The sequence below is a fragment of the Pseudomonas fluorescens genome (assembly GCF_030344995.1).
In the GTDB taxonomy this organism is placed as follows: domain Bacteria; phylum Pseudomonadota; class Gammaproteobacteria; order Pseudomonadales; family Pseudomonadaceae; genus Aquipseudomonas; species Aquipseudomonas fluorescens_BF.
In genome coordinates this window covers 1,691,293-1,713,629 of the sequence record NZ_CP128260.1, presented here as the reverse complement: position 1 = coordinate 1,713,629, position 22,337 = coordinate 1,691,293, and the positions used below count along the sequence as shown (strand labels likewise).

The 22,337-nt window shown below is 60.8% G+C and carries 21 protein-coding genes and 1 pseudogene; 16 read left to right on the top strand and 6 right to left on the bottom strand.

Going from position 1 to position 22,337, the window contains the following annotated elements; all coding sequences use genetic code 11:
• Positions 1-2,283: a putative bifunctional diguanylate cyclase/phosphodiesterase gene (locus QR290_RS07700; RefSeq protein ID WP_289204647.1), complete on the top strand. Its 2,283-nt coding sequence runs from the start codon at positions 1-3 to the stop codon at positions 2,281-2,283.
• Here QR290_RS07700 and QR290_RS07695 read toward each other — a convergent pair.
• On the bottom strand, positions 2,174-3,070 hold the full coding sequence (locus QR290_RS07695; protein ID WP_289204646.1) for an NAD(P)-dependent oxidoreductase: 897 nt from the start codon (positions 3,068-3,070) through the stop codon (positions 2,174-2,176). The genes QR290_RS07700 and QR290_RS07695 overlap by 110 nt on opposite strands.
• Before the next feature lie 197 nt (positions 3,071-3,267).
• Here QR290_RS07695 and QR290_RS07690 point away from each other — a divergent pair, with 197 nt between their 5' ends.
• The gene (locus QR290_RS07690) at positions 3,268-5,469 is read left to right on the top strand and encodes a hypothetical protein (protein WP_289204645.1); all 2,202 of its coding nucleotides are present in this window, start codon (positions 3,268-3,270) and stop codon (positions 5,467-5,469) included.
• A 314-nt stretch (positions 5,470-5,783) separates the two neighbouring features.
• Here QR290_RS07690 and QR290_RS07685 read toward each other — a convergent pair whose 3' ends face one another.
• The gene (locus QR290_RS07685; RefSeq protein WP_007959169.1) at positions 5,784-6,089 is read right to left on the bottom strand and encodes a DUF2288 domain-containing protein; all 306 of its coding nucleotides are present in this window, start codon (positions 6,087-6,089) and stop codon (positions 5,784-5,786) included.
• Positions 6,090-6,440: 351 nt separating this feature from the next.
• Between QR290_RS07685 and QR290_RS07680 the strand changes: the two genes are divergently transcribed.
• The 9 genes from QR290_RS07680 (at position 6,441) to QR290_RS07640 (ending at position 14,088) form a co-directional block, all read left to right on the top strand.
• Entirely contained in the window at positions 6,441-7,568 is a 1,128-nt protein-coding gene (locus QR290_RS07680) for a branched-chain amino acid ABC transporter substrate-binding protein (protein ID WP_039771394.1), read from the top strand.
• Positions 7,569-7,799: 231 nt separating this feature from the next.
• Entirely contained in the window at positions 7,800-8,723 is a 924-nt protein-coding gene (livH, locus tag QR290_RS07675) for a high-affinity branched-chain amino acid ABC transporter permease LivH (protein ID WP_007959165.1), read from the top strand.
• A complete protein-coding gene (locus QR290_RS07670) occupies positions 8,720-9,976 on the top strand; it encodes a high-affinity branched-chain amino acid ABC transporter permease LivM (RefSeq protein WP_115076811.1) in 1,257 nt (418 codons plus the stop codon). Before livH ends, QR290_RS07670 begins: the two co-directional genes overlap by 4 nt.
• Positions 9,973-10,740, top strand: a complete 768-nt coding sequence (livG, locus tag QR290_RS07665) for a high-affinity branched-chain amino acid ABC transporter ATP-binding protein LivG (RefSeq protein ID WP_085683272.1) — start codon at positions 9,973-9,975, stop codon at positions 10,738-10,740. The genes QR290_RS07670 and livG overlap by 4 nt, the downstream gene beginning before the upstream one ends.
• Positions 10,741-11,442, top strand: a complete 702-nt coding sequence (locus QR290_RS07660; RefSeq protein ID WP_003222380.1) for an ABC transporter ATP-binding protein — start codon at positions 10,741-10,743, stop codon at positions 11,440-11,442. It abuts the gene before it with no gap.
• A gap of 157 nt (positions 11,443-11,599) precedes the next feature.
• Complete coding sequence (locus tag QR290_RS07655; protein ID WP_085729915.1) at positions 11,600-11,908, top strand: BufA1 family periplasmic bufferin-type metallophore; 309 nt, start codon at positions 11,600-11,602, stop codon at positions 11,906-11,908.
• Between the two features lie 25 nt (positions 11,909-11,933).
• Positions 11,934-12,821 (top strand): MNIO family bufferin maturase, encoded by an 888-nt coding sequence (gene bufB / locus QR290_RS07650; protein ID WP_289204644.1) that lies wholly within the window; start codon positions 11,934-11,936, stop codon positions 12,819-12,821.
• Positions 12,818-13,576 carry an HvfC/BufC N-terminal domain-containing protein gene (locus QR290_RS07645; RefSeq protein ID WP_289204643.1) on the top strand — a complete coding sequence of 253 codons (759 nt, stop codon included), beginning with the start codon at positions 12,818-12,820 and terminating at the stop codon, positions 13,574-13,576. The genes bufB and QR290_RS07645 overlap by 4 nt, the downstream gene beginning before the upstream one ends.
• Positions 13,573-14,088 carry a DoxX family protein gene (locus tag QR290_RS07640; RefSeq protein WP_289204642.1) on the top strand — a complete coding sequence of 172 codons (516 nt, stop codon included), beginning with the start codon at positions 13,573-13,575 and terminating at the stop codon, positions 14,086-14,088. The genes QR290_RS07645 and QR290_RS07640 overlap by 4 nt, the downstream gene beginning before the upstream one ends.
• On the opposite strand, the gene QR290_RS07635 is transcribed toward QR290_RS07640, so the two are convergent.
• The gene (locus QR290_RS07635; RefSeq protein WP_115076807.1) at positions 14,037-14,945 is read right to left on the bottom strand and encodes a LysR family transcriptional regulator; all 909 of its coding nucleotides are present in this window, start codon (positions 14,943-14,945) and stop codon (positions 14,037-14,039) included. The two genes, QR290_RS07640 and QR290_RS07635, sit on opposite strands and share 52 nt — an antisense overlap.
• A gap of 103 nt (positions 14,946-15,048) precedes the next feature.
• Here QR290_RS07635 and QR290_RS07630 point away from each other — a divergent pair, with 103 nt between their 5' ends.
• The 3 genes from QR290_RS07630 (at position 15,049) to QR290_RS07620 (ending at position 18,070) form a co-directional block, all read left to right on the top strand.
• A complete protein-coding gene (locus QR290_RS07630; RefSeq protein ID WP_289204641.1) occupies positions 15,049-15,648 on the top strand; it encodes a short chain dehydrogenase in 600 nt (199 codons plus the stop codon).
• A gap of 59 nt (positions 15,649-15,707) precedes the next feature.
• Positions 15,708-16,361, top strand: coding sequence for a COG3650 family protein (locus QR290_RS07625; RefSeq protein WP_289204640.1), 654 nt, complete (start codon positions 15,708-15,710; stop codon positions 16,359-16,361).
• A 95-nt stretch (positions 16,362-16,456) separates the two neighbouring features.
• Positions 16,457-18,070 carry an NAD(P)/FAD-dependent oxidoreductase gene (locus tag QR290_RS07620; RefSeq protein WP_289204639.1) on the top strand — a complete coding sequence of 538 codons (1,614 nt, stop codon included), beginning with the start codon at positions 16,457-16,459 and terminating at the stop codon, positions 18,068-18,070.
• Between the two features lie 51 nt (positions 18,071-18,121).
• Here the strand turns inward: QR290_RS07620 and QR290_RS07615 are convergent.
• Positions 18,122-19,215, bottom strand: a pseudogene (locus tag QR290_RS07615) (PLP-dependent cysteine synthase family protein).
• Between the two features lie 246 nt (positions 19,216-19,461).
• Here QR290_RS07615 and nhaA point away from each other — a divergent pair.
• On the top strand, positions 19,462-20,649 hold the full coding sequence (gene nhaA, locus QR290_RS07610; RefSeq protein ID WP_289204638.1) for a Na+/H+ antiporter NhaA: 1,188 nt from the start codon (positions 19,462-19,464) through the stop codon (positions 20,647-20,649).
• A 147-nt stretch (positions 20,650-20,796) separates the two neighbouring features.
• On the opposite strand, the gene QR290_RS07605 is transcribed toward nhaA, so the two are convergent.
• The gene (locus QR290_RS07605) at positions 20,797-21,261 is read right to left on the bottom strand and encodes a glycine zipper 2TM domain-containing protein (protein WP_024776354.1); all 465 of its coding nucleotides are present in this window, start codon (positions 21,259-21,261) and stop codon (positions 20,797-20,799) included.
• Positions 21,262-21,427: 166 nt separating this feature from the next.
• On the opposite strand from QR290_RS07605, the gene QR290_RS07600 reads away from it, so the two are divergent.
• Positions 21,428-21,664: a hypothetical protein gene (locus QR290_RS07600; protein WP_115076801.1), complete on the top strand. Its 237-nt coding sequence runs from the start codon at positions 21,428-21,430 to the stop codon at positions 21,662-21,664.
• Between the two features lie 5 nt (positions 21,665-21,669).
• Here QR290_RS07600 and pdxH read toward each other — a convergent pair whose 3' ends face one another.
• Entirely contained in the window at positions 21,670-22,317 is a 648-nt protein-coding gene (pdxH, locus tag QR290_RS07595) for a pyridoxamine 5'-phosphate oxidase (protein WP_289204637.1), read from the bottom strand.
• Positions 22,318-22,337: the final 20 nt, after the last annotated feature.

Below are 22,337 nucleotides of genomic sequence, written 5' to 3'. Positions count from 1 at the left end.
ATGGAGTGGCTTGGTTTGCAATTTGTTGCCGAGCAGCCGGAGAGCGGGCAGGTCATCCTCAATTGCACACACAATCCCCTGTTGGTGCTGGTGGCCTACCTGGTCGCCTGCGCCGCGAGTTTCGCCACCCTCGACATGGCCGAACGGGTCGCCCACGCTGAAGAACCCGGCTCGCAACGCCTGTGGCGCTGGATCGGCGCAACCTGCCTGGCCGGCGGCATCTGGGCCATGCATTTCATCAGCATGCTGGCGTTCCAGACGCCGATCGACATTCAGTACGATCTACCCGTTACCCTGTTTTCCCTGGTGATCGCGTTACTGGCATCCTGGCTGGCGATGCACACCCTGAGCACGCCCCAACCCAGCCTGCTGGAATACCTCAAGACCGCCATCGTCATCGGCCTGGGCATCGCCGGCATGCACTACGTCGGCATGGCCGCCATCGAGTCCGCCGCCACGGCTTACTACGACCCCACCCTGTTCATCTCATCGATCGTGATCGCCATCGGCGCCAGCTTCGCCGCGCTGTGGGTCGCCGGATATCTGCGCGAAGGCAGCGGCCTGCACATCCAGATGCTCAAATACGTGGCGGCGCTGATTCTCGGCGCCGGCATCCTCAGCATGCACTTCACTGGTATGGCGGCACTGCAACTGGTGCTGCCCGAAGGGCAATTGCCGACCCTGGCGTCGCAAACCAGTCACTTGCAGTTGGGCCTCACCGTCGCGCTGATCACGCTTTTGATTCTCGGCAGCGCGATCAGCGCCGCGCTGGCCGACAAGAAACTGCAGAACAAGGAACACGATCTGCGCCGGGTCAACGCCCTGCTCAGCCAGCTCGATCAGGCACGCATGTCGCTGCAGCAGGTGGCCAACTACGACGCCCTGACCAACCTGATCAACCGGCGCGGCTTCAATCAGATCTTTGCTGAAAAACTCAGCCAGAAATCCAGCGAAGGCGGGATGCTGGCGGTGATGTTTCTCGACATCGACCACTTCAAGCGCATCAACGACAGCCTCGGCCATGACGCCGGCGACGAACTGCTCAAGGTCATCGCCCAGCACATCAAGGGCTCGGTGCGCAGCCATGAAGACGTGGTGGCGCGGTTCGGCGGCGACGAGTTCTGCATCCTGATCGGCCTGCGCGACCGCGAAGAAGCGCGCAATCTGGCCCAGCGCATCATGCTCAAGATGAAAGAGCCGATCGAACTCGCCGGACGGCGCATGGTGATGACCACCAGCATCGGTATCAGCCTGTTCCCCGAAGACGGCACTACCTGCGATGAACTGCTCAAGCACGCGGATCTCGCGCTGTACCAGTCCAAGGGCGCCGGGCGCAACGGCGTGCACTTCTTCGATTCCAACCTGAAAAACCGCGCCAGCCTCGAACTGCAACTGGAGGAGGAACTGCGCCACGCCCTGCGTGAAGAAAACGGCCTGATGCTGTATTACCAGCCGATCTTCGAACTCAAGACCGGCAAGGTCACCAAACTTGAAGCGCTGATCCGTTGGCAGCACCCGGTGCACGGCCTGCTCACCCCGGATCGCTTCATTGCCATCGCCGAAAACAACGGCCTGATCGCCGAACTCGACAACTGGGTCCTGCGCAAAGCCTGTGAAGACCTCGGCGAGCTGTCGCGCCATGGCTGTGAGGAACTGAAGATTGCCTGGAACTGCTCACCGCTGAATCTGGCCCGGGAAGAACTGGCCAATGAAATCGAGCATGCCTTGCGCAGTGCCGGCGTCGCGCCGGAGCGGCTGGAACTGGAAGTCACCGAAAACGCCTTGATGGGCAACATCGCCAACACCCTGGTGCTGCTGCGGCAGATCCGCGCCCTCGGCGTGTCACTGTCGATCGATGACTTCGGCACCGGTTATTCGTCGCTGGCCTATCTCAAGCGCCTGCCGCTCAACACCCTGAAGGTCGACCGCTCGTTCATCCTCGACATTCCCAAGGCCACCGCCGATATGGAGATCGTCCAGGCGATCATCGTCATGGCGCACACCCTGCACTTGCAGGTGGTCACCGAAGGCGTCGAAAGCCTGGAGCAATACGAATTTCTCGAGCGCTCGGGCTGCGACTTCATTCAGGGTTACCTGCTCAGCCGCCCGGTGCCCCTGACCGAACTGCGCCCGGTACTGGAGGAAATCAACCAGCGCAAACACGCACACACGGTCAATCCGCTGAGTCTGGCGCGCGGTACATTTGCACCAGTGTCGCTGGATCCTTCTGTAAAAAGCCCTGCGCCCCATGCAGGCGCATCAGTTGTGCGGCCAATCCGCTGATCGGCGTCGCCGAGCCGGTTTCCCGGGAAAACTTCACTGCGGTATCCAGATCTTTCAGCAGCGTGCGCACGTGCCACTTCACCGGTTCGAAACGGCTTTCTGCCATTTGCGGCGCGAGGATCTGCAACGGTTTCGAATCAGCAAAACCACCGGCCAGCGCCTCGGCGATCAGGCTGGCATCGACCCCGGCCTGTTCGGCCAGCGCCACCACTTCGGCGATCACCAAGGCATTGCAGGCGACGATCATCTGATTGCAGGCTTTGGTCACCTGACCGGCGCCGACGCCGCCCATGTGCGTGACCCGCTGGCCGAGTTCGAGCAGCACCGGGCGTACGCGATCAAGGTCCGCTGCATCACCGCCGACCATGATCGCCAGACTACCCGCCTCAGCCCCGACCACTCCGCCGGACACCGGCGAATCGAGCCAGGCCATGCCCGTCTTGCCGGCCAGCTCAGCCGCCATTTCACGGGTCGCCGTCGGTTCGAGGCTGGAAAAATCCACCAGCAACTGACCGGGTTTCGCCCCTTCGGCCACACCGGCCGGGCCGAACACCACCTCGCGCACCACCGCCGTGTCCGCCAGGCACAGCATCACCACATCGGCCTGTTCACAGAGTTCAGCGGCGGTCGCCACCTGCCGGGCGCCGGCCTCGACCAGCGGCGCGCACTTGGCCGGGTTGCGGTTCCACACGGTCAGCGGATAACCGGCGGCCAGCAAGCGACGGCACATTGGCAGGCCCATCAGGCCGATTCCGGCAAAACCCAACGAAGGTCGCGTTGACATCATTTAGCCTCCTTTTGATTAAAGATCGCCGAATAATGGCCGATCCATCATCAATCAGGAAAGGATTCCCCCGCGCGGCACTCAGGCCATCACCCTGACGCACGGGCCAAACACGCGCAGAAAAAAGACGCGAGATTCCCATTCCGTGAGGCTCGACGACAGCGGTCGTTGATCCAACCAGTCCAGGTATATGGCGCACAATGACTTCTAAAAACAATCCGGCCACTGCGGTATCCGATCTGACTCTGAGCCCTGCGGCGAACAGCCCTGCCCCGATGAAGCCATTGCCACCCTCGCGCCCGCTGGGCACCCAGCAATACCTGTACTTCACTGAAACCAACACCGACCGCATCCTCGACAACCTCGATGGCCTGCGTGACCTGGTGTTCCCGCGCCCGCCGCACCTGGAAGGCGACAACGAGCAGCACAATGATCAGGAATTCCCGTCGGTGTGCCTGATCGGCCTCGGTCGTTGCGGCTCCAACATTGCCCTAGACGTGGCGGAGCTGGTGTACAACGCGCGCAAGTTCTACCTCAACGAATTCAACAACGAAGATCGCCCTTCGAGCGATCGTCGCCTGGCCGACAAGGGCTACAGCCCGGCGCAGTGGATCAAGACCAACCTGCGGATCGGCCCGAACAAGGGCAGCAAACCGGTGTTCCTGGTGGAACCGCTGGTGATGCTCGGCGACCTCGACAAGGACATCGCCGGGCGCATCCGTTTCTCGCGCAAGGGCGAAAAAAGCGGTTTCCTGCGCGACTACAGCAAGATGAAGATCATGGACTTGTCCGAAGTCCACGCCGGTGGCGCCGGTAACGCGCCGATCCTCGGCCAGTACCTGGCGAAGATCATCCTCAACAAGGACACCCAGCGCTTCTCCAGCCCTGACTGGAAAATGATCCACTCGTACCTGATCGACAGCTGCGGCATCAAGGCCAACCAGTCGCGCCTGTATTTCTCGATCTTCAGTGCCGGCGGCGGTACCGGTTCGGGCATGGCTTCGGAGTTCGGTCTGGCCCAGCAGCATTCGTACATGAACAAGACGTTCGACACCAAGCCGATGGACGAGCATGACGGCAAGAGCGGTCATTCGTTCGTGTTCGAGCCGATCTTCACCAGCGGCATCTGCGTGCTGCCGAACATTTCCGACCACCGCAGCGAAATGTCCGAGGCGCTGCACATCAACGCCGGACGCCTGCTGTGCAAATACCTGTCGGAAGAATGGGATTTCTCGTACAACTTCGCCAACGAAGACAGCAGCGAAGCCAGCGTCATGGGCCGAATCCGCCCATGGAACGCGATGATGCTGATCTCCAACGACATCATGCGTTACGCCGAAGAGAGCGATGACGGCAACATCCAGAACATTGATGTCAATGCGATGGAGAAGCACGCCAACCAGTACATCTCACAACAGATCTTCAACATTCTGACGGCCCAGGCGGTCACGACCGACTACGACCAGAACTATTTCCGTCGCGCCGGCATCGACATCGGCGAGACCATTCGCCTGGATGCCAACGACCTGTTCATGAGTCTGGCCGGCCCGGTGGCGATTGCCTACGCCGAATCCGTGGTGCCGGAAACGCCGCCGCCGAGCAGCGACAAGTTCAAGGTGTTCGACAAAGAGCCGCAGCGCCTGAACATCGACGACCTGTTCTTCCGCTCGATCGACCTGCCGCACTTCAACAAGGTGACCCAGGCGATCGAAGGCATCAGCCTGCTGCCGATCGAATCCAAGCGTTATCGCGCGTCTCTGGAGCAATACAAAAACTCTGGCTACGACGCGGCCGCGCTGCATGACCTGCACTTCTTCAAGAACTGCTCGTCGGTGGTCTCGATCGTTTCGCTGCCAAAAGACTACAAGCTGTCGTACATGGACCTGAACCGGTTGAAGACCCACCTCAACAGCCTGTTCCCCAACACCACGCTCAAGCGCTACGCGCTGGTGATCGGCGCCTCGGCCAACCTGTCGCTGACCACCCTGATCGCCAAGAGCCCGTGCCTGTCGGACGACTTCCTGACGCTGATCGTGGCGTTCATCAAGCGTTGCTTCGCCAAGACCCCGTACCGTTTCGACGACACCCTGGACAACTCGATCCTCGACTTCATCATCAACGAAGAATTCGACGAAGACCGTATCGACGACCTGCTCAACGAATTCGAGAACCCGGCGAAGATCCTCGATACCAACTGGTACGCGATCAAGCCGATGTACGAGAAGAAGTACCGCGAGCTGATCAACGACAAAGAGAAGTTTGTCTCGATCAACGACATTCGCCTGTCGCGCGATTGCGTGAAGAAGTCGATCAAGTACCTGCGCGAGATCTACCGTCACCGGATCGGCAAGACCAAGGTTATTTCCCTCAATAACCATACTGGCAAGACCTACTCGGTCTGATCGAAGACCGAGTAGCCTCCATTCGCGAGCAAGCCCGCTCCCACATTTGACCGTATGTCTTCTGACACAACGCGGTTGAATGTGGGAGCGGGCTTGCTCGCGAAGAGGCCCTCACGCTCGATGAAAATTTCAGCCCTTCCAACATCCAGAAACAATTAAGCAGCCCGAAGGCTGCTCAATAAACTGTGCCCGTTACGTTTACGTCACCGTTATGCCACCCCCGCTTGTGGCATTTCTCTACGGCAATCGGCCATCACGCTACTCCGCTACACACTTTTTGCCGGCCAGCACTCGCACCACCAAGGTGCAACCCGTCAGGCCGCTGCCCTTTCCTGGACCAGGATCCATGGCCGGACCACCACTGCCCACATCTCGGGATCGCGCTCGAAAATATCCAGCGCCCGCGTTTCAGACAGCTTGGCGACCTTGTCTTCGGCCAGCCAGGCAGCGACTTTCTCGCCCTGATCCGACGCCACGGCCTCGGCGACCGCGATCAAATCCAGGCTGGCGTCGACCCACAATAGGGCACCCTGGGCGTAGAAACGCTCCAGCTCTTTCCAGGTAATAGATGCGGTTTCACCAAGCAGCTTGGCATAGAGGGTGCTAGGTTCTTGATTCATGGGACTGTCCGGAAAAGAAATCGGCGCGAATAATAACGTCGGTGGTCCGGCAGAAAAACCCGGTTGCAAAAGGCCGTACCGAACGAAAAGAGCAGGAACGCCAAGGAATGCTGATGATTGGGGCATAAGCCCTCTGAACGTCCCGCCGCAATTCTGTCTTTTTCTTTCATTTAAGCGACACCCTCAGGTTTTGCCCCCTGGCGCCAGCTTCCCAGGCCAACAACCGGCGCTCTACACTGTACCGGTACAGTTGCCGGGGGCTTTTCCGGAGGGTATCGCTAGATATCTGTCCCGGTTCTGCTGCTACGGCGTCAGGACTCTAAAAAAATACAACAGTAAGAGTGGAGCACTATGACTAAGGCTACTAAGCAGATTTCCAAACTGTTTGCCGCTATGGTTCTGGCAGGGGTTGCCAGCCATTCGTTCGCAGCTGACACCATCAAGATCGGTATCGCCGGCCCTAAAACCGGTCCAGTAGCCCAGTACGGCGACATGCAGTTCAGTGGCGCGAAAATGGCCATCGAACAAATCAACGCCAAAGGCGGCGTCGACGGCAAGAAGCTCGAAGCCGTTGAATACGATGACGCTTGCGATCCTAAACAAGCAGTAGCGGTTGCGAACAAGGTCGTCAACGACGGCGTCAAGTTCGTGGTCGGTCACCTGTGCTCCAGCTCCACCCAGCCTGCTTCGGACATCTACGAAGACGAAGGCGTGATCATGATCACCCCGGCTGCCACCAGCCCGGACATCACCAACCGTGGTTACAAAATGGTCTTCCGCACCATCGGTCTGGACAGCGCCCAGGGCCCTGCCGCCGGTAACTACATCGCCGATCACGTGAAGCCGAAAATCGTCGGCGTGCTGCACGACAAGCAGCAGTACGGTGAAGGCATCGCCACCGCCGTCAAATCCACTCTCGAGAAGAAAGGCACCAAAGTTGCCGTGTTCGAAGGCGTCAACGCCGGCGACAAGGACTTCTCCGCGATCATCGCCAAACTCAAGCAAGCCAACGTCGACTTCGTCTACTACGGCGGCTACCACCCGGAGCTGGGCCTGATCCTGCGTCAAGCCCAGGAAAAAGGCCTGAAAGCCAAGTTCATGGGTCCGGAAGGCGTGGGTAACGACTCGATCACCCAGATCGCCAAGGACGCGTCCGAAGGCCTGCTGGTGACCCTGCCGAAGTCCTTCGACCAGGATCCGGCCAACGTGGCCCTGGCCGATGCATTCAAGGCCAAGAAAGAAGACCCGAGCGGTCCGTTCGTGTTCCCGTCCTACTCGGCCGTTGAAGTGATTGCCGAAGGTATCAAGGCTGCCAAGTCCGAAGATGCTGCCAAAGTGGCTGAAGCCATCCACAAAGGCACCTTCAAGACACCTACCGGCGACCTGAGCTTCGACGACAAGGGCGACCTGAAGGACTTCAAATTCGTGGTTTACGAGTGGCACAACGGCAAACCTAAAACCGAAGTGTCGCCTCAGTAAGGCCCTGCCTGACTGACTGCCAATAAAGCCCACGGCGTGCCGTGGGCTTTGTTTTACGAATGTATTGGGCCGCGCTGGCGTGATCCGCCAGTCTCCCCACCTGAAAATCTCAAAACCGTCATCAGCGGTTCGCTGGCAAAACCCGGATTCGAAGTGGATAAAGATCCACGGGACCGGGCGGGAAAATGACTCCACCAGTGAAATGCGTATCAGGTTTTTAGGAGCGCTGTAATGCCTGACATCTATCACTTCTTCCAACAGCTGGTTAACGGCTTGAACGTTGGCAGCATGTATGCCCTGATCGCCATCGGCTACACGATGGTCTACGGCATCATTGGAATGATCAACTTCGCCCACGGCGAGGTGTACATGATCGGTTCCTACGTGGCGTTCATCGCCATCGCCGGGCTGACCATGATGGGACTCGAAAGCGTCCCGCTGCTGATGACTGTGGCGTTCATCGCCAGCATCGTCGTCACCAGCTCCTACGGATACAGCATCGAACGCATTGCCTACCGCCCGTTGCGCGGCAGCAACCGTCTGATCCCGCTGATTTCCGCGATCGGTATGTCGATCTTCCTGCAGAACACGGTTCTGCTGGCGCAAGACTCCAAGGACAAAGCTATCCCCAACCTGATTCCGGGCAACTTCGCCTTCGGTCCAGGTGGCGCACATGAAGTGCTGATTTCCTACATGCAAATCGTGGTGTTCGTGGTGACCCTGATCGCCATGCTCGGCCTCACGCTGTTCATCTCCCGCTCTCGCCTGGGCCGCGCCTGCCGCGCCTGCGCCGAAGACATCAAGATGGCCAACCTGCTGGGCATCAACACCAACAACATCATCGCCCTGACCTTCGTCATCGGTGCTGCGCTGGCGGCCGTCGCGGCCGTGCTGCTTAGCATGCAATACGGCGTGATCAACCCGAACGCCGGTTTCCTCGTCGGCCTCAAGGCCTTCACCGCTGCGGTACTGGGCGGGATCGGCAGCATCCCCGGCGCCATGCTCGGCGGGCTGGTGCTCGGGGTGGCGGAAGCCTTTGGCGCCGATATCTTCGGCGACCAGTACAAGGACGTCGTGGCTTTCGGCTTGTTGGTTCTGGTGCTGTTGTTCCGTCCGACCGGCATTCTGGGCCGTCCGGAGGTTGAGAAAGTATGACTAGGAATCTTAAACAGGCGCTGTTTAGCGCCTTGCTGGTCTGGGCCGTGGCCTATCCGGTACTGGGTCTGAAACTGACCATCGTCGGCATCAACCTGGAAGTGCACAACACCAGCCCGGCCATTCTGGCGACCATCGCCATCTGCTCGGTGCTGATGTTCCTGCGGGTGCTGTTCAACCAGCAGATCAGCAAGGCGTGGCGTTCGTCGCCGGGCATGCCGCTGATCCCGGCCAAGGCCAGCAACTTCCTGACCCTGCCGACCACTCAACGCTACTTCATCATCGCGCTGATCATCGGTGCGCTGGTGTGGCCGTTCTTCGGCTCCCGTGGTGCGGTGGACATCGCGACGCTGATCCTGATCTACGTGATGCTCGGCCTCGGTCTGAACATCGTGGTCGGTCTGGCCGGTCTGCTCGACCTGGGTTACGTCGGCTTCTACGCCGTCGGCGCCTACAGCTACGCGCTGCTGTCGCACTACTACGGCCTGAGCTTCTGGATCTGTCTGCCGATTGCCGGCTTGATGGCGGCGACGTTCGGCTTCCTGCTGGGCTTCCCTGTGTTGCGTCTGCGCGGTGACTACCTGGCGATCGTGACCCTCGGTTTCGGGGAAATCATCCGCCTGTTCCTGCGTAACCTGACCGACATCACCGGTGGTCCGAACGGCATCAGCAACATCGAGAAACCGACGTTCTTCGGCCTGACCTTCGAACGCAAGGCTGCGGAAGGCCTGCAAACCTTCCACGAGTATTTCGGCCTGCAGTACAACTCGATCAACAAGGTGATCTTCCTCTACTTGGTTGCCCTGCTGCTGGCGCTGGCCGCACTGTTCATCATCAACCGCCTGCTGCGCATGCCGATCGGCCGTGCGTGGGAAGCGCTGCGTGAAGATGAAATCGCCTGCCGCGCGCTGGGTCTCAACCCGACCGTGATCAAGCTCTCTGCATTCACCCTGGGCGCAAGCTTCGCCGGTTTCGCCGGCAGCTTCTTCGCTGCCCGTCAGGGTCTGGTGACGCCGGAATCGTTCACCTTCATCGAGTCGGCAATCATCCTCGCCATCGTGGTGCTGGGTGGCATGGGCTCGCAGCTGGGCGTGATTCTCGCGGCCGTGGTGATGATCCTGCTGCCGGAAATGATGCGTGAGTTCAGTGAGTACCGCATGTTGATGTTCGGTGCCCTGATGGTGTTGATGATGATCTGGCGTCCACAAGGTCTGCTGCCGATGCAACGCCCACACATGGAGTTGCGAAAATGAGCCGCGAGATCCTTAAAGTCGAAAACTTGAGCATGCGCTTCGGCGGCCTGCTGGCGGTCAACGGCGTGGCCCTGACCGTGAAGGAAAAACAGGTGGTTGCACTGATCGGGCCGAACGGCGCCGGCAAGACCACCGTGTTCAACTGCCTGACCGGTTTCTACCAGCCATCGGGCGGTAGCATCCTGCTGGACGGCGAGCCGATCCACGGCCTGCCGGGCCACAAGATCGCCCTCAAAGGCGTGGTGCGCACCTTCCAGAACGTGCGTTTGTTCAAGGACATGACGGCGGTCGAGAACCTGTTGATCGCCCAGCACCGTCACCTGAACACCAACTTCCTGTCCGGCCTGTTCAAGACCCCGGCGTTTCGCAAGAGCGAGCGCGAGGCCATGGAGTTCGCCGAATACTGGCTGGAAAAGGTCAACCTGAAAGAGTTCGCCAACCGCCCCGCCGGCACCCTGGCCTACGGTCAGCAGCGTCGTCTGGAAATCGCCCGCTGCATGATGACCCGTCCGCGGATCCTCATGCTCGACGAACCGGCCGCCGGCCTGAACCCGAAGGAAACCGAAGACCTCAAGGCGCTGATCAGCGTGCTGCGTGAAGAGCACAACGTGACCGTGCTGCTGATCGAACACGACATGAAACTGGTCATGAGCATTTCCGACCACATCGTCGTGATCAACCAGGGCACGCCCCTGGCCGACGGCACGCCGGACCAGATCCGCGACAATCCTGAAGTGATCAAAGCCTACCTGGGGGAAGCGTAAATGCTGCAGTTCGAAAACGTTTCCACCTTCTACGGCAAGATCCAGGCACTGCACAGCGTCAACGTCGAAGTCCGCCAGGGCGAGATCGTGACCCTGATCGGCGCCAACGGTGCCGGCAAGTCCACGCTGCTGATGACGCTGTGCGGTTCGCCGCAGGCCCACAGCGGCAGCATCCGCTACATGGGTGAGGAACTGGTCGGCCAGGACTCGTCGCAGATCATGCGCAAGAGCATTGCCGTGGTGCCGGAAGGTCGTCGGGTGTTTGCCCGTCTGACCGTCGAAGAAAACCTGTCCATGGGCGGGTTCTTCACCGACAAGGGCGACTATCAGGAACAGATGGACAAGGTTCTCGGCCTTTTCCCGCGCCTGAAAGAACGCTTCAACCAGCGCGGCGGCACCATGTCCGGCGGCGAACAGCAAATGCTCGCCATCGGCCGTGCGCTGATGAGCAAGCCGAAACTGCTGTTGCTCGACGAGCCGTCGCTGGGCCTGGCACCGATCATCATCCAGCAGATCTTCGACATCATCGAACAGCTGCGCAAGGACGGTGTAACGGTGTTCCTGGTCGAACAGAACGCCAACCAGGCGCTGAAAATCGCCGACCGTGCGTACGTTCTGGAGAACGGTCGGGTGGTGATGCAAGGCACCGGTGAAGCACTGCTGACCGACCCGAAAGTGCGCGAGGCGTACCTCGGCGGTTGATGGATCGCTCCAATCAAAAAACGGCCTTCGGGCCGTTTTTTTGTGTCCGGCAAAAAAAACTTTATCGATCGCTGTAACGCATCGCCGAGTCGTTTCTCTAGTGGAGCAAGCAAGCGCATTCGCTTGTTCAATCCAAGTAAAAGACCGGAGAAACATCATGACTGCTACCACCCGCACCCTGTCCGCCACCGCCCTGGTTCTGGCCCTCGGTTCTGCCCTGAGCATGGCCGCCGTTTCGACCGCTCAGGCCGCCGACAACAGCAACATGGAAAAATGCTTCGGCGTGGCCATGAAAGGTCATAACGATTGTGCCGCCGGTGCCGGCACCACCTGCGCAGGCACGGCGAAAATGGATTACCAGGCCAACTCCTGGAAATTCGTACCGAAAGGCACCTGCACCACCACCGAAAGCAAGACCTCGCCGACCGGTTTCGGTCAGATGGAAGCCTTCAAGGCCAAGTCCTGATCCACGGCCTGCCCGAGTGACGAACATGATCACCTCCTGCGACCATGCCTCCCCCCGCACTCGGGCAGCCCTCACCGGGCTCCCGCCCCGTGCCGGGCTGGGGCTCAAGACCGGGCACTTTCGTGAAGTGCTCGGTGCTCTTCCGGACATCGGTTTCTTCGAAGTCCACGCCGAAAACTACATGGTGGCCGGCGGCCCGTTTCATCATTTTCTGGGTTTGATTCGCGAGGCGTATCCGCTGTCGCTACACGGCGTCGGGCTGTCCATCGGTGCCGAAGGCCCGCTGGATGTCCAGCACCTCAAACGCCTGGCGGCGCTGATCGAACGCTATCAACCCCACTCCTTTTCCGAACACCTGGCCTGGTCGAGCCACGGCCCGGTGTTCCTCAATGATTTGCTGCCTCTGGCGTACGACACACCAACGCTGAATCGCGTCTGCGATCACATCGACCAGGTACAGAACTCCCTCAAGCGTCCGATGCTGCTGGAAAACCCGGCGACCTATCTGGCGTTCGAGCGCTCGACCATCGACGAAGCGGAGTTCATCCGTGAAGTCATCCGGCGCAGTGGCTGCGGTCTGTTGCTGGACGTGAACAATGTCTACGTCTCGTGCATCAACCATCAGCGCGATCCCCTGGCCTATCTCGACGCACTGCCGCTGCACGCAGTGGGCGAGATTCATCTGGCGGGGTTCGCCGAAGATACCGACAGCCTCGGTGATCGCCTGCTGATCGACGATCACGGCGCGCCGATCGATCAAGCGGTCTGGTCGTTGTACCGGCAAGCGCTGGAATGCGTCGGCCCGGTGGCAACGTTGATCGAACGGGACAATCAGGTGCCGGCCTTCAACGTGCTGTTGGCGGAAGCGCAGCAGGCCGATGCGCTGTTGCTGTGCGAGGGAGGTCGGTCATGAGCATTCAAGCCGCATTCAGCGCCGCGTTGCTCGATATCGACCTGCCCTGCCCCGACGGCTTGTGCAGCGCCAACGGTGCCGATCCGGCCAGCCGTTTCGCGGTGTACCGCAACAACGTGCAGGGTTCGCTGATCAATGGATTGGCCGACAGTTATCCCGTGGTGATGCAGTTGGTGGGGGACGAATTCTTCCGGGCCATGGCTGGAGTTTTTGTGCAAAACCATCCGCCACACAGTCCGTTGATGAGCGACTACGGCAGTGAGCTGGCGGACTTCATCAGCGGTTTCGAACCTGCCGCGAGCGTCCCCTATCTGGCTGATGTCGCGCGGCTGGAACGCTTGCGCACGCTGGCCTATCACGCTGCCGATGCGTTGCCTCTGAGTCAGGAGCGGATCGCTGCTGTGTTTGCAGATGCCGATGCGCTGAATGAATTGCGCATCGGCCTGCACCCTTCGCTGCATCTGCTCGATTCAAGCTTCGCCGTTGTGGACATCTGGGCCGCGCATCAGCGCGACACGACGCTGGCCAGGATCGATCCTCTTCACGCCCAACACGCGTTGATTCTGCGCAACGGACTGGAAGTCGAGGTGTTCGCCGTGGATCGCGGCGCCAGCCAGTTCATTCGCCAGCTCAAGGCCGGCCAGTCACTCACGCAGGCTCTGGAATCCGCCGAGGCCTTCGACCTCAGCCAGACCCTCGCCCTGCTGATCAACCGCCAAGTCATCACTCATTTCCATCCAAAGGTGTCGTCATGAACAGTCTCGTTGCGCGCGCCATCGCGCTGCTGGAAAAAATCCCACACAGCCTGATCGCTTTCATCGCACGTTTTTCCATTGCGGCGGTGTTCTGGAAATCCGGGCAGACCAAGGTCGAGGGCCTGGCCATCGACTTGATCGACGGAACATTCCAGATTGGCTGGCCACATTTGGCGGACTCGACGATTCCGCTGTTCCAGAGCGAATACCACGTGCCGCTACTGTCGCCGGAAATCGCTGCGCATCTGGCTGCGTTTGCCGAGCACTTCTTCCCGATTCTGATCCTGATTGGTCTCGCCACTCGTTTTTCGGCGCTGGCCTTGCTGGGCATGACGCTGGTCATCGAGCTATTCGTCTACCCCGACGCCTACCCGACTCACGGCACTTGGGCAGCGGTGCTGCTGTACCTGATGGCGACCGGGCCGGGCAAAATCTCGATCGATCACCTGATCGCCCGGCACTACAACCGGTCCAGCGCCTCGCCGCTGAGCTTGAACCAGCCGATCAGGTAATCCGCCAGCACCTGGGTGCGTTTCGGTAAGCCGCCCTGATACGGATGCACCAGGTACATTGGCATGCGCCGGGTCTGAAAATCGCGAAGGAGCCAGCGCAATCGGCCGTCAGCCAATTCCGCCTGCAACAGGTAGGACGGCAGGCGAGCGATCCCGGCGCCGGCCAGTGCGGCTTTCTTCAACAGGTTGTAGTGATTGCTGGCGAACGGTCCCGACACCCGCACCCGCAGCAGTTCGTGCTGCTGGTGATAGAGCCATTCCTCGCGACCGCTGTAATGACTGTTGAGCAGGCAACGGTGTTCGGCCAGCGCCTGCGGCGTGAGCGGTTCGCCAAAGCGTTCAAGGTAAGCCGGGCTGGCGCAGGTCATTTCCTGCCAGGCCAGCAAGGGCTTGGCCACCAGTCGCTCGTCATTGGCCACTTCAGTGCGGATCGCCAGATCGAAGCCGTCGCGGGACAGCTCGCGGTAGCTGTTATTCAGCTCCAGCTCGATCTGCACTTCGGGGTATTTCTGCGAGAAGTCCAGCAGCAGACCGTCGAAGAAGGTTTCCCCCAGCGACACCGGAACCGTCATACGCACGGGACCTGCCATGTCGTCCTTCAATCGCGCCAATGCCTGACGCGCTCGCTCCACCTGGACTACAAGCGCCTGAGCCTGTGGCAACAACGCCGCACCGGCCGCCGTCAGGCTCAGCCGACGCGTGGTGCGCTGCAATAACACCACGGAAAACCGCGCTTCCAGCTGACTGATGCGCTTGGACAACTGCCCCTTGCTGCACCCCAATTGCTGCGCTGCCAAGGTAAAACTGCCGGCCTCGATCAACACCGCGAACGCCGCCAGATCATCCATTTCGCTCATGGATTGTTTCCATTTGAAAACCAAAGGTTGCCCATTAGCGCGCTTATCCACAGAAAAAACCACTCTAGACTGAAACCTCGTTCAATCACTTGAGGCAAGCACGATGAAAATTCTGTTGATCGGCGCAGGCGGCACCATCGGTTCGGCGGTGGACAAAGAGCTGTCGCAGCGTCATGAAGTCATTCGTATCGGTCGCAGCAGCGGCGATTTCCAGGTGGATATCAGCGACAGCGCATCGATCCGCAAGCTGTTCGACCAGACCGGCAAGTTCGACGCGCTGGTCTGCGCCGCCGGCAACGTGACCTTCGCCCCACTGGGTGAAATGACCGAAGACAGCTTCGCCCTCGGCCTGAAAGACAAGTTGATGGGCCAGGTCAATCTGCTGCTGATCGGCCGCGAATTCGCCAACGACGGCGCATCGTTCACCTTTACCACCGGCGTGCTCAGCCACGATCCGATCCGCAGCGGCGCATCGGCTGCACTGGTCAACGGCGCGCTGGACAGTTTCGTCCGCGCAGCGGCCATTGAGCTGCCACGCGGTCTGCGCGTGAACTCGATCAGCCCGACCGTGCTGGTCGAGGCCATGGGCAGCTACGCCCCGTACTTCCGTGGCTACAAGCCGGTTCCTGCGGCGGATGTGGCATTGGCCTACGCCAAAAGTGTCGAAGGCTTGCAGACAGGTCAGACATTTCACGTGGGCTAAACCCTTGTGATGAACGGTCAGCCTGCGTAACGTGACGGCACTTGTCTGGAGAGCCGAAGATGCGTGTTGCCCGTTCCCTGATCGTTGTTGCCCTGCTCCCGTTGTTTGCCGCGTGCCAGTTGTTCGATGGCGCGCGGGAAAGTGCCTCCCATGTTGGCCAGACGCGGATGCAGGGGCAACTGACCGCTGCCGACGGCAAACTGGTGTTCCAGGCCTGCGGCGAGCAGCGCCAGTACGTGGTCAACGACATTGGCGGCACCAGCATTCTGCAAGAGGCCGCCACCCTGGCCGATCAACAGGGCAAGCTGTTCGCCGACGTTCGCGGAAAGATCGCCGGCGACCGCCTCGACCTGACCCAGCTCTATCGTGTCGAACGTTCCGGCACTGCCTGTGACGACCCCAATTTCAAACAGCTGATCCTGCGCGCCGCCGGCCATGGCCCGGAATGGAACGTCAAGGTCAGCGGCAAGGGCCTGGTCATCGACCGCGAAGGCCAGCCACCGCTCGCCGTGCCCTACGTCGAAGAGCAGCTGGGCGACGGTCGTTTCAATCTCAGCAGCGAAGCCAACAACCAGCGCATCGAGTTGTGGGTAGCGCCACAGCGCTGCGTCGACAGCAGCACCGGCAGCGTGCAGCACATGAGCGCCGAGCTGCGTATCGACGGCAAGGTACAGCGTGGTTGCGGGTATTTCGGCGGATCGCGCAACGACTGATCGTTTTACCCTCACGGGATCCGGCCGATGCGGCTTATAATCGCCGCCTTCAAACGCCCTGGCGCAGTTGTGCGCCCCGCGAACCGGATCCTGTCATGTTACGAATCACCGAACTCAAGCTGCCGATCGACCATCCTGACGAAGACCTGCGCGCTGCCATCGTGCAACGCCTGGGCATTGCCAGCGATGACCTGCTCGATTTCACCTTGTTCAAGCGCAGCTACGATGCGCGCAAAAAGTCCTCCGAACTGTGCTTCATCTACACCATCGACCTCGAAGTGCGCGACGAGGCCAAAGTGCTGGGCAAGTTCGCCGACGACCGTAACGTCAACGTGGCGCCGGATGTCAGCTACAAATTCGTCGGCCAGGCGCCAAGCGACCTGAGCCAGCGCCCGATCGTGGTCGGTTTCGGCCCGTGCGGGATCTTCGCCGGCCTGTTGCTGGCACAGATGGGCTTCAAGCCGATCATCCTCGAACGCGGCACCGAAGTGCGCCAGCGCACCAAGGACACCTGGGGCCTGTGGCGCAAAAGCGTGCTCAACCCCGAGTCCAACGTGCAGTTCGGCGAAGGCGGTGCCGGTACGTTCTCTGACGGCAAGCTGTACAGCCAGATCAAGGATCCGAAATTCCTCGGCCGCAAGGTTCTGCACGAGTTCGTCAAGGCCGGTGCGCCGGAAGAAATCCTCTACGTCAGCAAGCCGCACATCGGTACGTTCCGTCTGACCGGTATGGTCGAGACCATGCGCGAAGAGATCCGCGCCCTGGGCGGCGAAGTACGCTTCCAGGAGCGCGTCACCGACGTGCTGATCGAAGACGGCCAACTGGTCGGCGTCGAACTGGCCAGCGGCGAAACCCTGCATTCGAAACACGTGATTCTGGCGCTGGGCCACAGTGCCCGCGACACCTTCCGCATGCTCCACAGCCGTGGCGTGTTCATGGAAGCCAAGCCGTTCTCGGTGGGTTTCCGGATCGAGCACCCGCAATCGCTGATCGACCGCGCGCGTCTGGGCAAGTACGCCGGTCACCCCAAGTTGGGAGCCGCCGACTACAAACTGGTGCACCACGCCAAGAACGGCCGTTCGGTCTACAGCTTCTGCATGTGCCCGGGCGGTACCGTGGTGGCGGCGACTTCCGAGCCGAACCGCGTGGTCACCAACGGCATGAGCCAGTACTCGCGTAACGAGCGCAACGCCAACTCCGGCATCGTCGTCGGCATCACCCCCGAAGTCGATTATCCGGGCGGCCCGTTGGCCGGGATCGAGTTGCAGGAACGTCTGGAGTCCCACGCCTTCATCCTCGGCGGCAGCGACTACAAGGCGCCGGCGCAACTGGTCGGCGACTTCATCAACGGCACGCCGTCCACCGAGCTGGGCGAGGTTGAGCCTTCGTACAAGCCGGGTGTAGCACTGGGCGATCTGGCCCTGGCCTTGCCGGACTTTGCCATCGAAGCCATTCGGGAAGCCTTGCCGGCGTTCGAGAAGCAGATTCGCGGTTATTCGCTGCACGATGCGGTGCTGACCGGGATCGAGACCCGCACCTCGTCGCCGCTGCGCATCACGCGTAACGAGACGCTGCAGAGCATGAACGTCAAAGGTCTGTTCCCGGCCGGTGAAGGCGCGGGTTATGCGGGCGGGATTCTGTCGGCGGGTGTTGACGGGATTCGGATTGCGGAAGCCGTGGCGCGCGATATCCTGGGCCTCGAGGCCTGACACCGGAAAATTGTGGGAGCGGGCTTGCTCCCACATTAGGTTCCGGGCGTATCAAATATTGGCGCGCAGAACCGAGGTCGGCAGCGCCTCACCCCGTTCGGCACTCGCCGCCACAGCCGCTATCAATCCCTCCAGTTCATAGCCCTGCGCCTTGAGCCACGCCTGATCGTAATAGGTGTCCGCGTAGCGCTCGCCGCCATCGCACAGGATCGCCACGATCGACCCCGATTCCCCCGCCGCTTTCATCTGCTGCGCCGCCATCAGCGCGCCAATCAGATTGGTCCGCTCGACCCGCCCACATGCCGGCCCAGACGCTGCGCCAGGTAATGCATGGCCGCCAGCGACAAGGCATCCGGCACCTTGACCATCGCATCGATTACCTTGGGCAGGAACGACGCTTCCACCCGAGGCCGGCCGATGCCTTCGATCCGCGAACCGTGGTCCAGACGCAAACTGGCGTCACCGGTCTGGTAGAAGTCGAAGAACACCGAACGCTCGGCATCGGCGCACAGCACGCGAGTGCAATGCTGGCGATAACGCACGTAACGGCCGAGGGTGGCGGTGGTGCCGCCGGTGCCGGGGCTGGAAATCAGCCAGGCCGGGCACGGGTGCTGCTCGTAGCGCATCTGCTGGAAGATCGACTCGGCGATGTTGTTGTTCGCCCGCCAGTCGGTAGCGCGCTCGGCGTAGGTGAACTGGTCGATGAAGTGACCGTCGTGCTCGCGGGCCAGGCGTTCGGATTCGGCGTAGATCTGGGTCGGATCGTCCACCAGATGACTCTGGCCACCGTAGAACGCGATCTGCGCGATCTTCTCCTTGGACGTGGTCGCCGGCATCACCGCAATGAACGGCAGGCCTAGCATCCGCGCAAAATACGCTTCGGATATCGCCGTCGACCCGCTGGACGCCTCGATCACCGGCGCGCCGGGTTTCAGCCAGCCGTTACACAAGGCGTAGAGAAACAGCGAACGGGCCAGCCGATGCTTGAGGCTGCCGGTGGGATGGCTGGACTCGTCCTTGAAGTACAACTCGATGCCCGGGAACCCCGGCAGCGGCAAGGGGATCAGGTGGGTGTCGGCGCTGCGCTGGAAGTCCGCTTCGATGATCCGGATGGCTTCGCGGGCCCACTGTCGGTTGTCGCTCATGGCTGTCGTTCTCGTTGAATCGGGCAGAAGTGCCTTCACAGGCTCAGCCCCAAAGCTTAGGAAAAAACCTACAGCACCGACAGATACAGCTGAGCTTCAATACCTTTGGCAACTGCTAGGCTCTGCTGCAGTTCTGGCATGCGCCTTGTAACCATATATAACAAAAAAGAATATAACTTTTGTTTTAACAACTAACTGTACGGGTTAGGGTGTGCCACCTTTTGACTTTATCGATGGAGAGCGACCTTGCCTCTGCGTAGCACTTTCACGCGTTTCTTTCAGTTGGAAGCTGCCAGCGGTCTGTTACTGATCGCCGCGGCCATCCTGGCTCTAATCATCAACAACTCGCCGCTGTCGTGGTTGTACAGCGGCCTGCTCGACACCCCGGTGGTGGCGCAGATCGGCGCGTTGAAAATCGCCAAGCCCCTGCTGTTGTGGATCAACGACGGTCTGATGGCGCTGTTCTTCCTGCTGATCGGCCTGGAAGTGAAGCGCGAAGTGCTCGACGGCCAGTTGTCGAAACCGTCGCAGATCGTCCTGCCCGGCGCGGCGGCCATCGGCGGCATGCTGGTACCGGCGCTGATCTACTGGTTCCTCAACCGCGACAACCCGGCCGCCCTCGACGGCTGGGCCATTCCGACCGCTACCGACATCGCCTTCGCCCTCGGCGTGCTGGCCTTGCTCGGCAAGCGCGTGCCGGTGTCGCTGAAGCTGTTCCTGATGACATTGGCGATCATCGATGACCTCGGCGCCATCGTGATCATTGCGATCTTCTACTCCGGTGAACTCTCGACCCTGTCGCTGGGCCTGGCAGCAGCGTGCATTGCGGCGCTGGTGGCGATGAACCGGCTCGGTGTGGTCAAGCTCGGGCCGTACATGATCATCGGTTTGATTCTGTGGGTGTGCGTGCTCAAGAGCGGTGTCCACGCAACGCTGGCCGGTGTGACCCTGGCGTTCTGCATCCCGCTGCGCACGAAAAACGCCGAGCCTTCGCCGCTGCTGACCCTCGAACACGCGCTGCACCCGTGGGTCGCCTACGGCATTCTGCCGCTGTTCGCCTTTGCCAACGCCGGCCTGTCGCTGACCGGCGTGACCGCCGAAAGCTTCACCCACCACGTCCCGATGGGCATCGCCGTCGGCCTGCTGCTGGGCAAGACCGTCGGCGTATTCGGCCTGACCTGGCTCGCCGTCAAAATCGGCATCGCCGCCCTGCCCCAAGGCGCCAACTGGGGCCAGGTGCTGGGCGTGGCGATCCTCTGCGGGATCGGCTTCACCATGAGCCTGTTTGTCGGCTCCCTCGCCTTCGTGCCGGGCGCCAGCGAATACGCCGGGATGGACCGGATGGGCATTCTCACAGGGTCGGTGTTTGCGGCGTTGATCGGTTATGCGGTGACATTGGCGGCGAGCAGAAAGAACACTGCGCTGCCTTCCTGATATTCCCGGATCGCCGTAGCGAACAATCCCCATCTCTTTAGAGATACGTCCTACAGCCAAGGTTTTCCTGCTTCGTTGATGCCGGAAACCAACAAAAAACCCCGATCAGTTACCTGATCGGGGTTTTCTTTTACCGCTCGTTTGCGCTTAGTGCGAAACGCGGCTGGTCCCGCCGACAGTTGAAATCCGTACCCGCTCACCCACGCGGAACACTTCATTCTCCTGAACCTGCTGCACGTAGGCGCGCATGCTGCCGTCGTCTTCGCGCACGGTGATTTCAACGCCTTGGGTGCGGGTCAGGCCTTCTTCAGTGGCCGAACCGATCAGCCCGCCGGCCACGGCACCGATAACGGCTGCAACGATGCTGCCACGGCCGCCGCCGATGGCGCTGCCGCCAACACCGCCGACCACTGCACCGGCTGCGCCGCCGATCGGGGTCTTGGTGCCTTCGATTTTCACCGGACGCAGGGATTCGATGGTGCCCATGCGAATCGTCTGCACGCGACGCGCTTCGTCACGGGAGTAGGAGTCACCGGTCAGGCTCGACTGGCAGCCGGTCAGCAACATCGCCATCGTGGAAAAGGAAGCAACCAGCAGAACAGACTTACGCATAGCATCAACTCCAAAGGACAGGTATTCATTAAACTCCGCAGCTTGACGCCTGTCACGGCGTCGCCCGGATAAAGTTGCTTTCATTCAGGCCCGGTACAGGCACCCGCGAACTCACCCAACAGTAGCGCCAAATTCCGTTTCCTGCGCCGCCGACCCAAGGATTTCCATGGATTACTTCATCATTGTCATCACCACCGCCGCCGGTCTGTACTTCCACTGGTGGCTGTATGTGCGGATCAAACGCTGGATGGATCGCGACCTGGCCTTGTCACTGGCCGGCAAGGATGAAGGCAAACGCGCCTTCATGCTGGAACGGCTGAAGCAGGCTCAGGCGCAGAAGATCAAGCGCCGGGACCTGCCGAAGTGGCTTGAGGCCGCTGCGGCAGGCTATCCCGCTCGGTAGACTGTTCAAGGTGCCAGACGTTCAAGAATCCAGTCGCCGCCCTGCACACGGTAGTTGAGGCGATCGTGCAGACGGCTCGCGCGGCCCTGCCAGAATTCGATGCGTTCGGGGAGCAAGCGGTAGCCTCCCCAGTGTTCCGGGCAATCGGGCTGAGTGTCGGTGAAGCGCTGTTCGGTCGCCTTGAGCAAGTCTTCCAGTTCACCCCGACCGTTGATCACCCGGCTCTGCGGTGAGGCCCAGGCGCCCAGTCGGCTGCCCAGCGGTCGCACCTGATAATAGGCGTCGGACTCTTCAGGCGAGACCTTCACCACCCGTCCTTCGATCCGCACCTGGCGCTCCAGGGTCGGCCAGAAGAACGTCATGGCCGCAAACGGGTTCGCCGCCAGATGCTGGCCCTTGGCACTCTCGTAGTTGGTGAAGAAGGTGAAGCCCTGCTCGTCCAGCCCCTTGAGCAGCAGAATGCGGCAATGCGGACGGCCGTCCGCATCCACCGTGGCCAGGGTCATCGCGTTCGCTTCCACTGGCGCCTGTTCGGTTTTCACCGCTTCGGCAAACCACTGGTGAAACAACGCAAAAGGCTCGGCCGGGGCTTGCGCCTCGGTCAGGCCGTCCCGGGTGTAATCACGACGCATATCTGCCAGAGACTGGGTCACGGCGCATTCCTTTTCGTTAG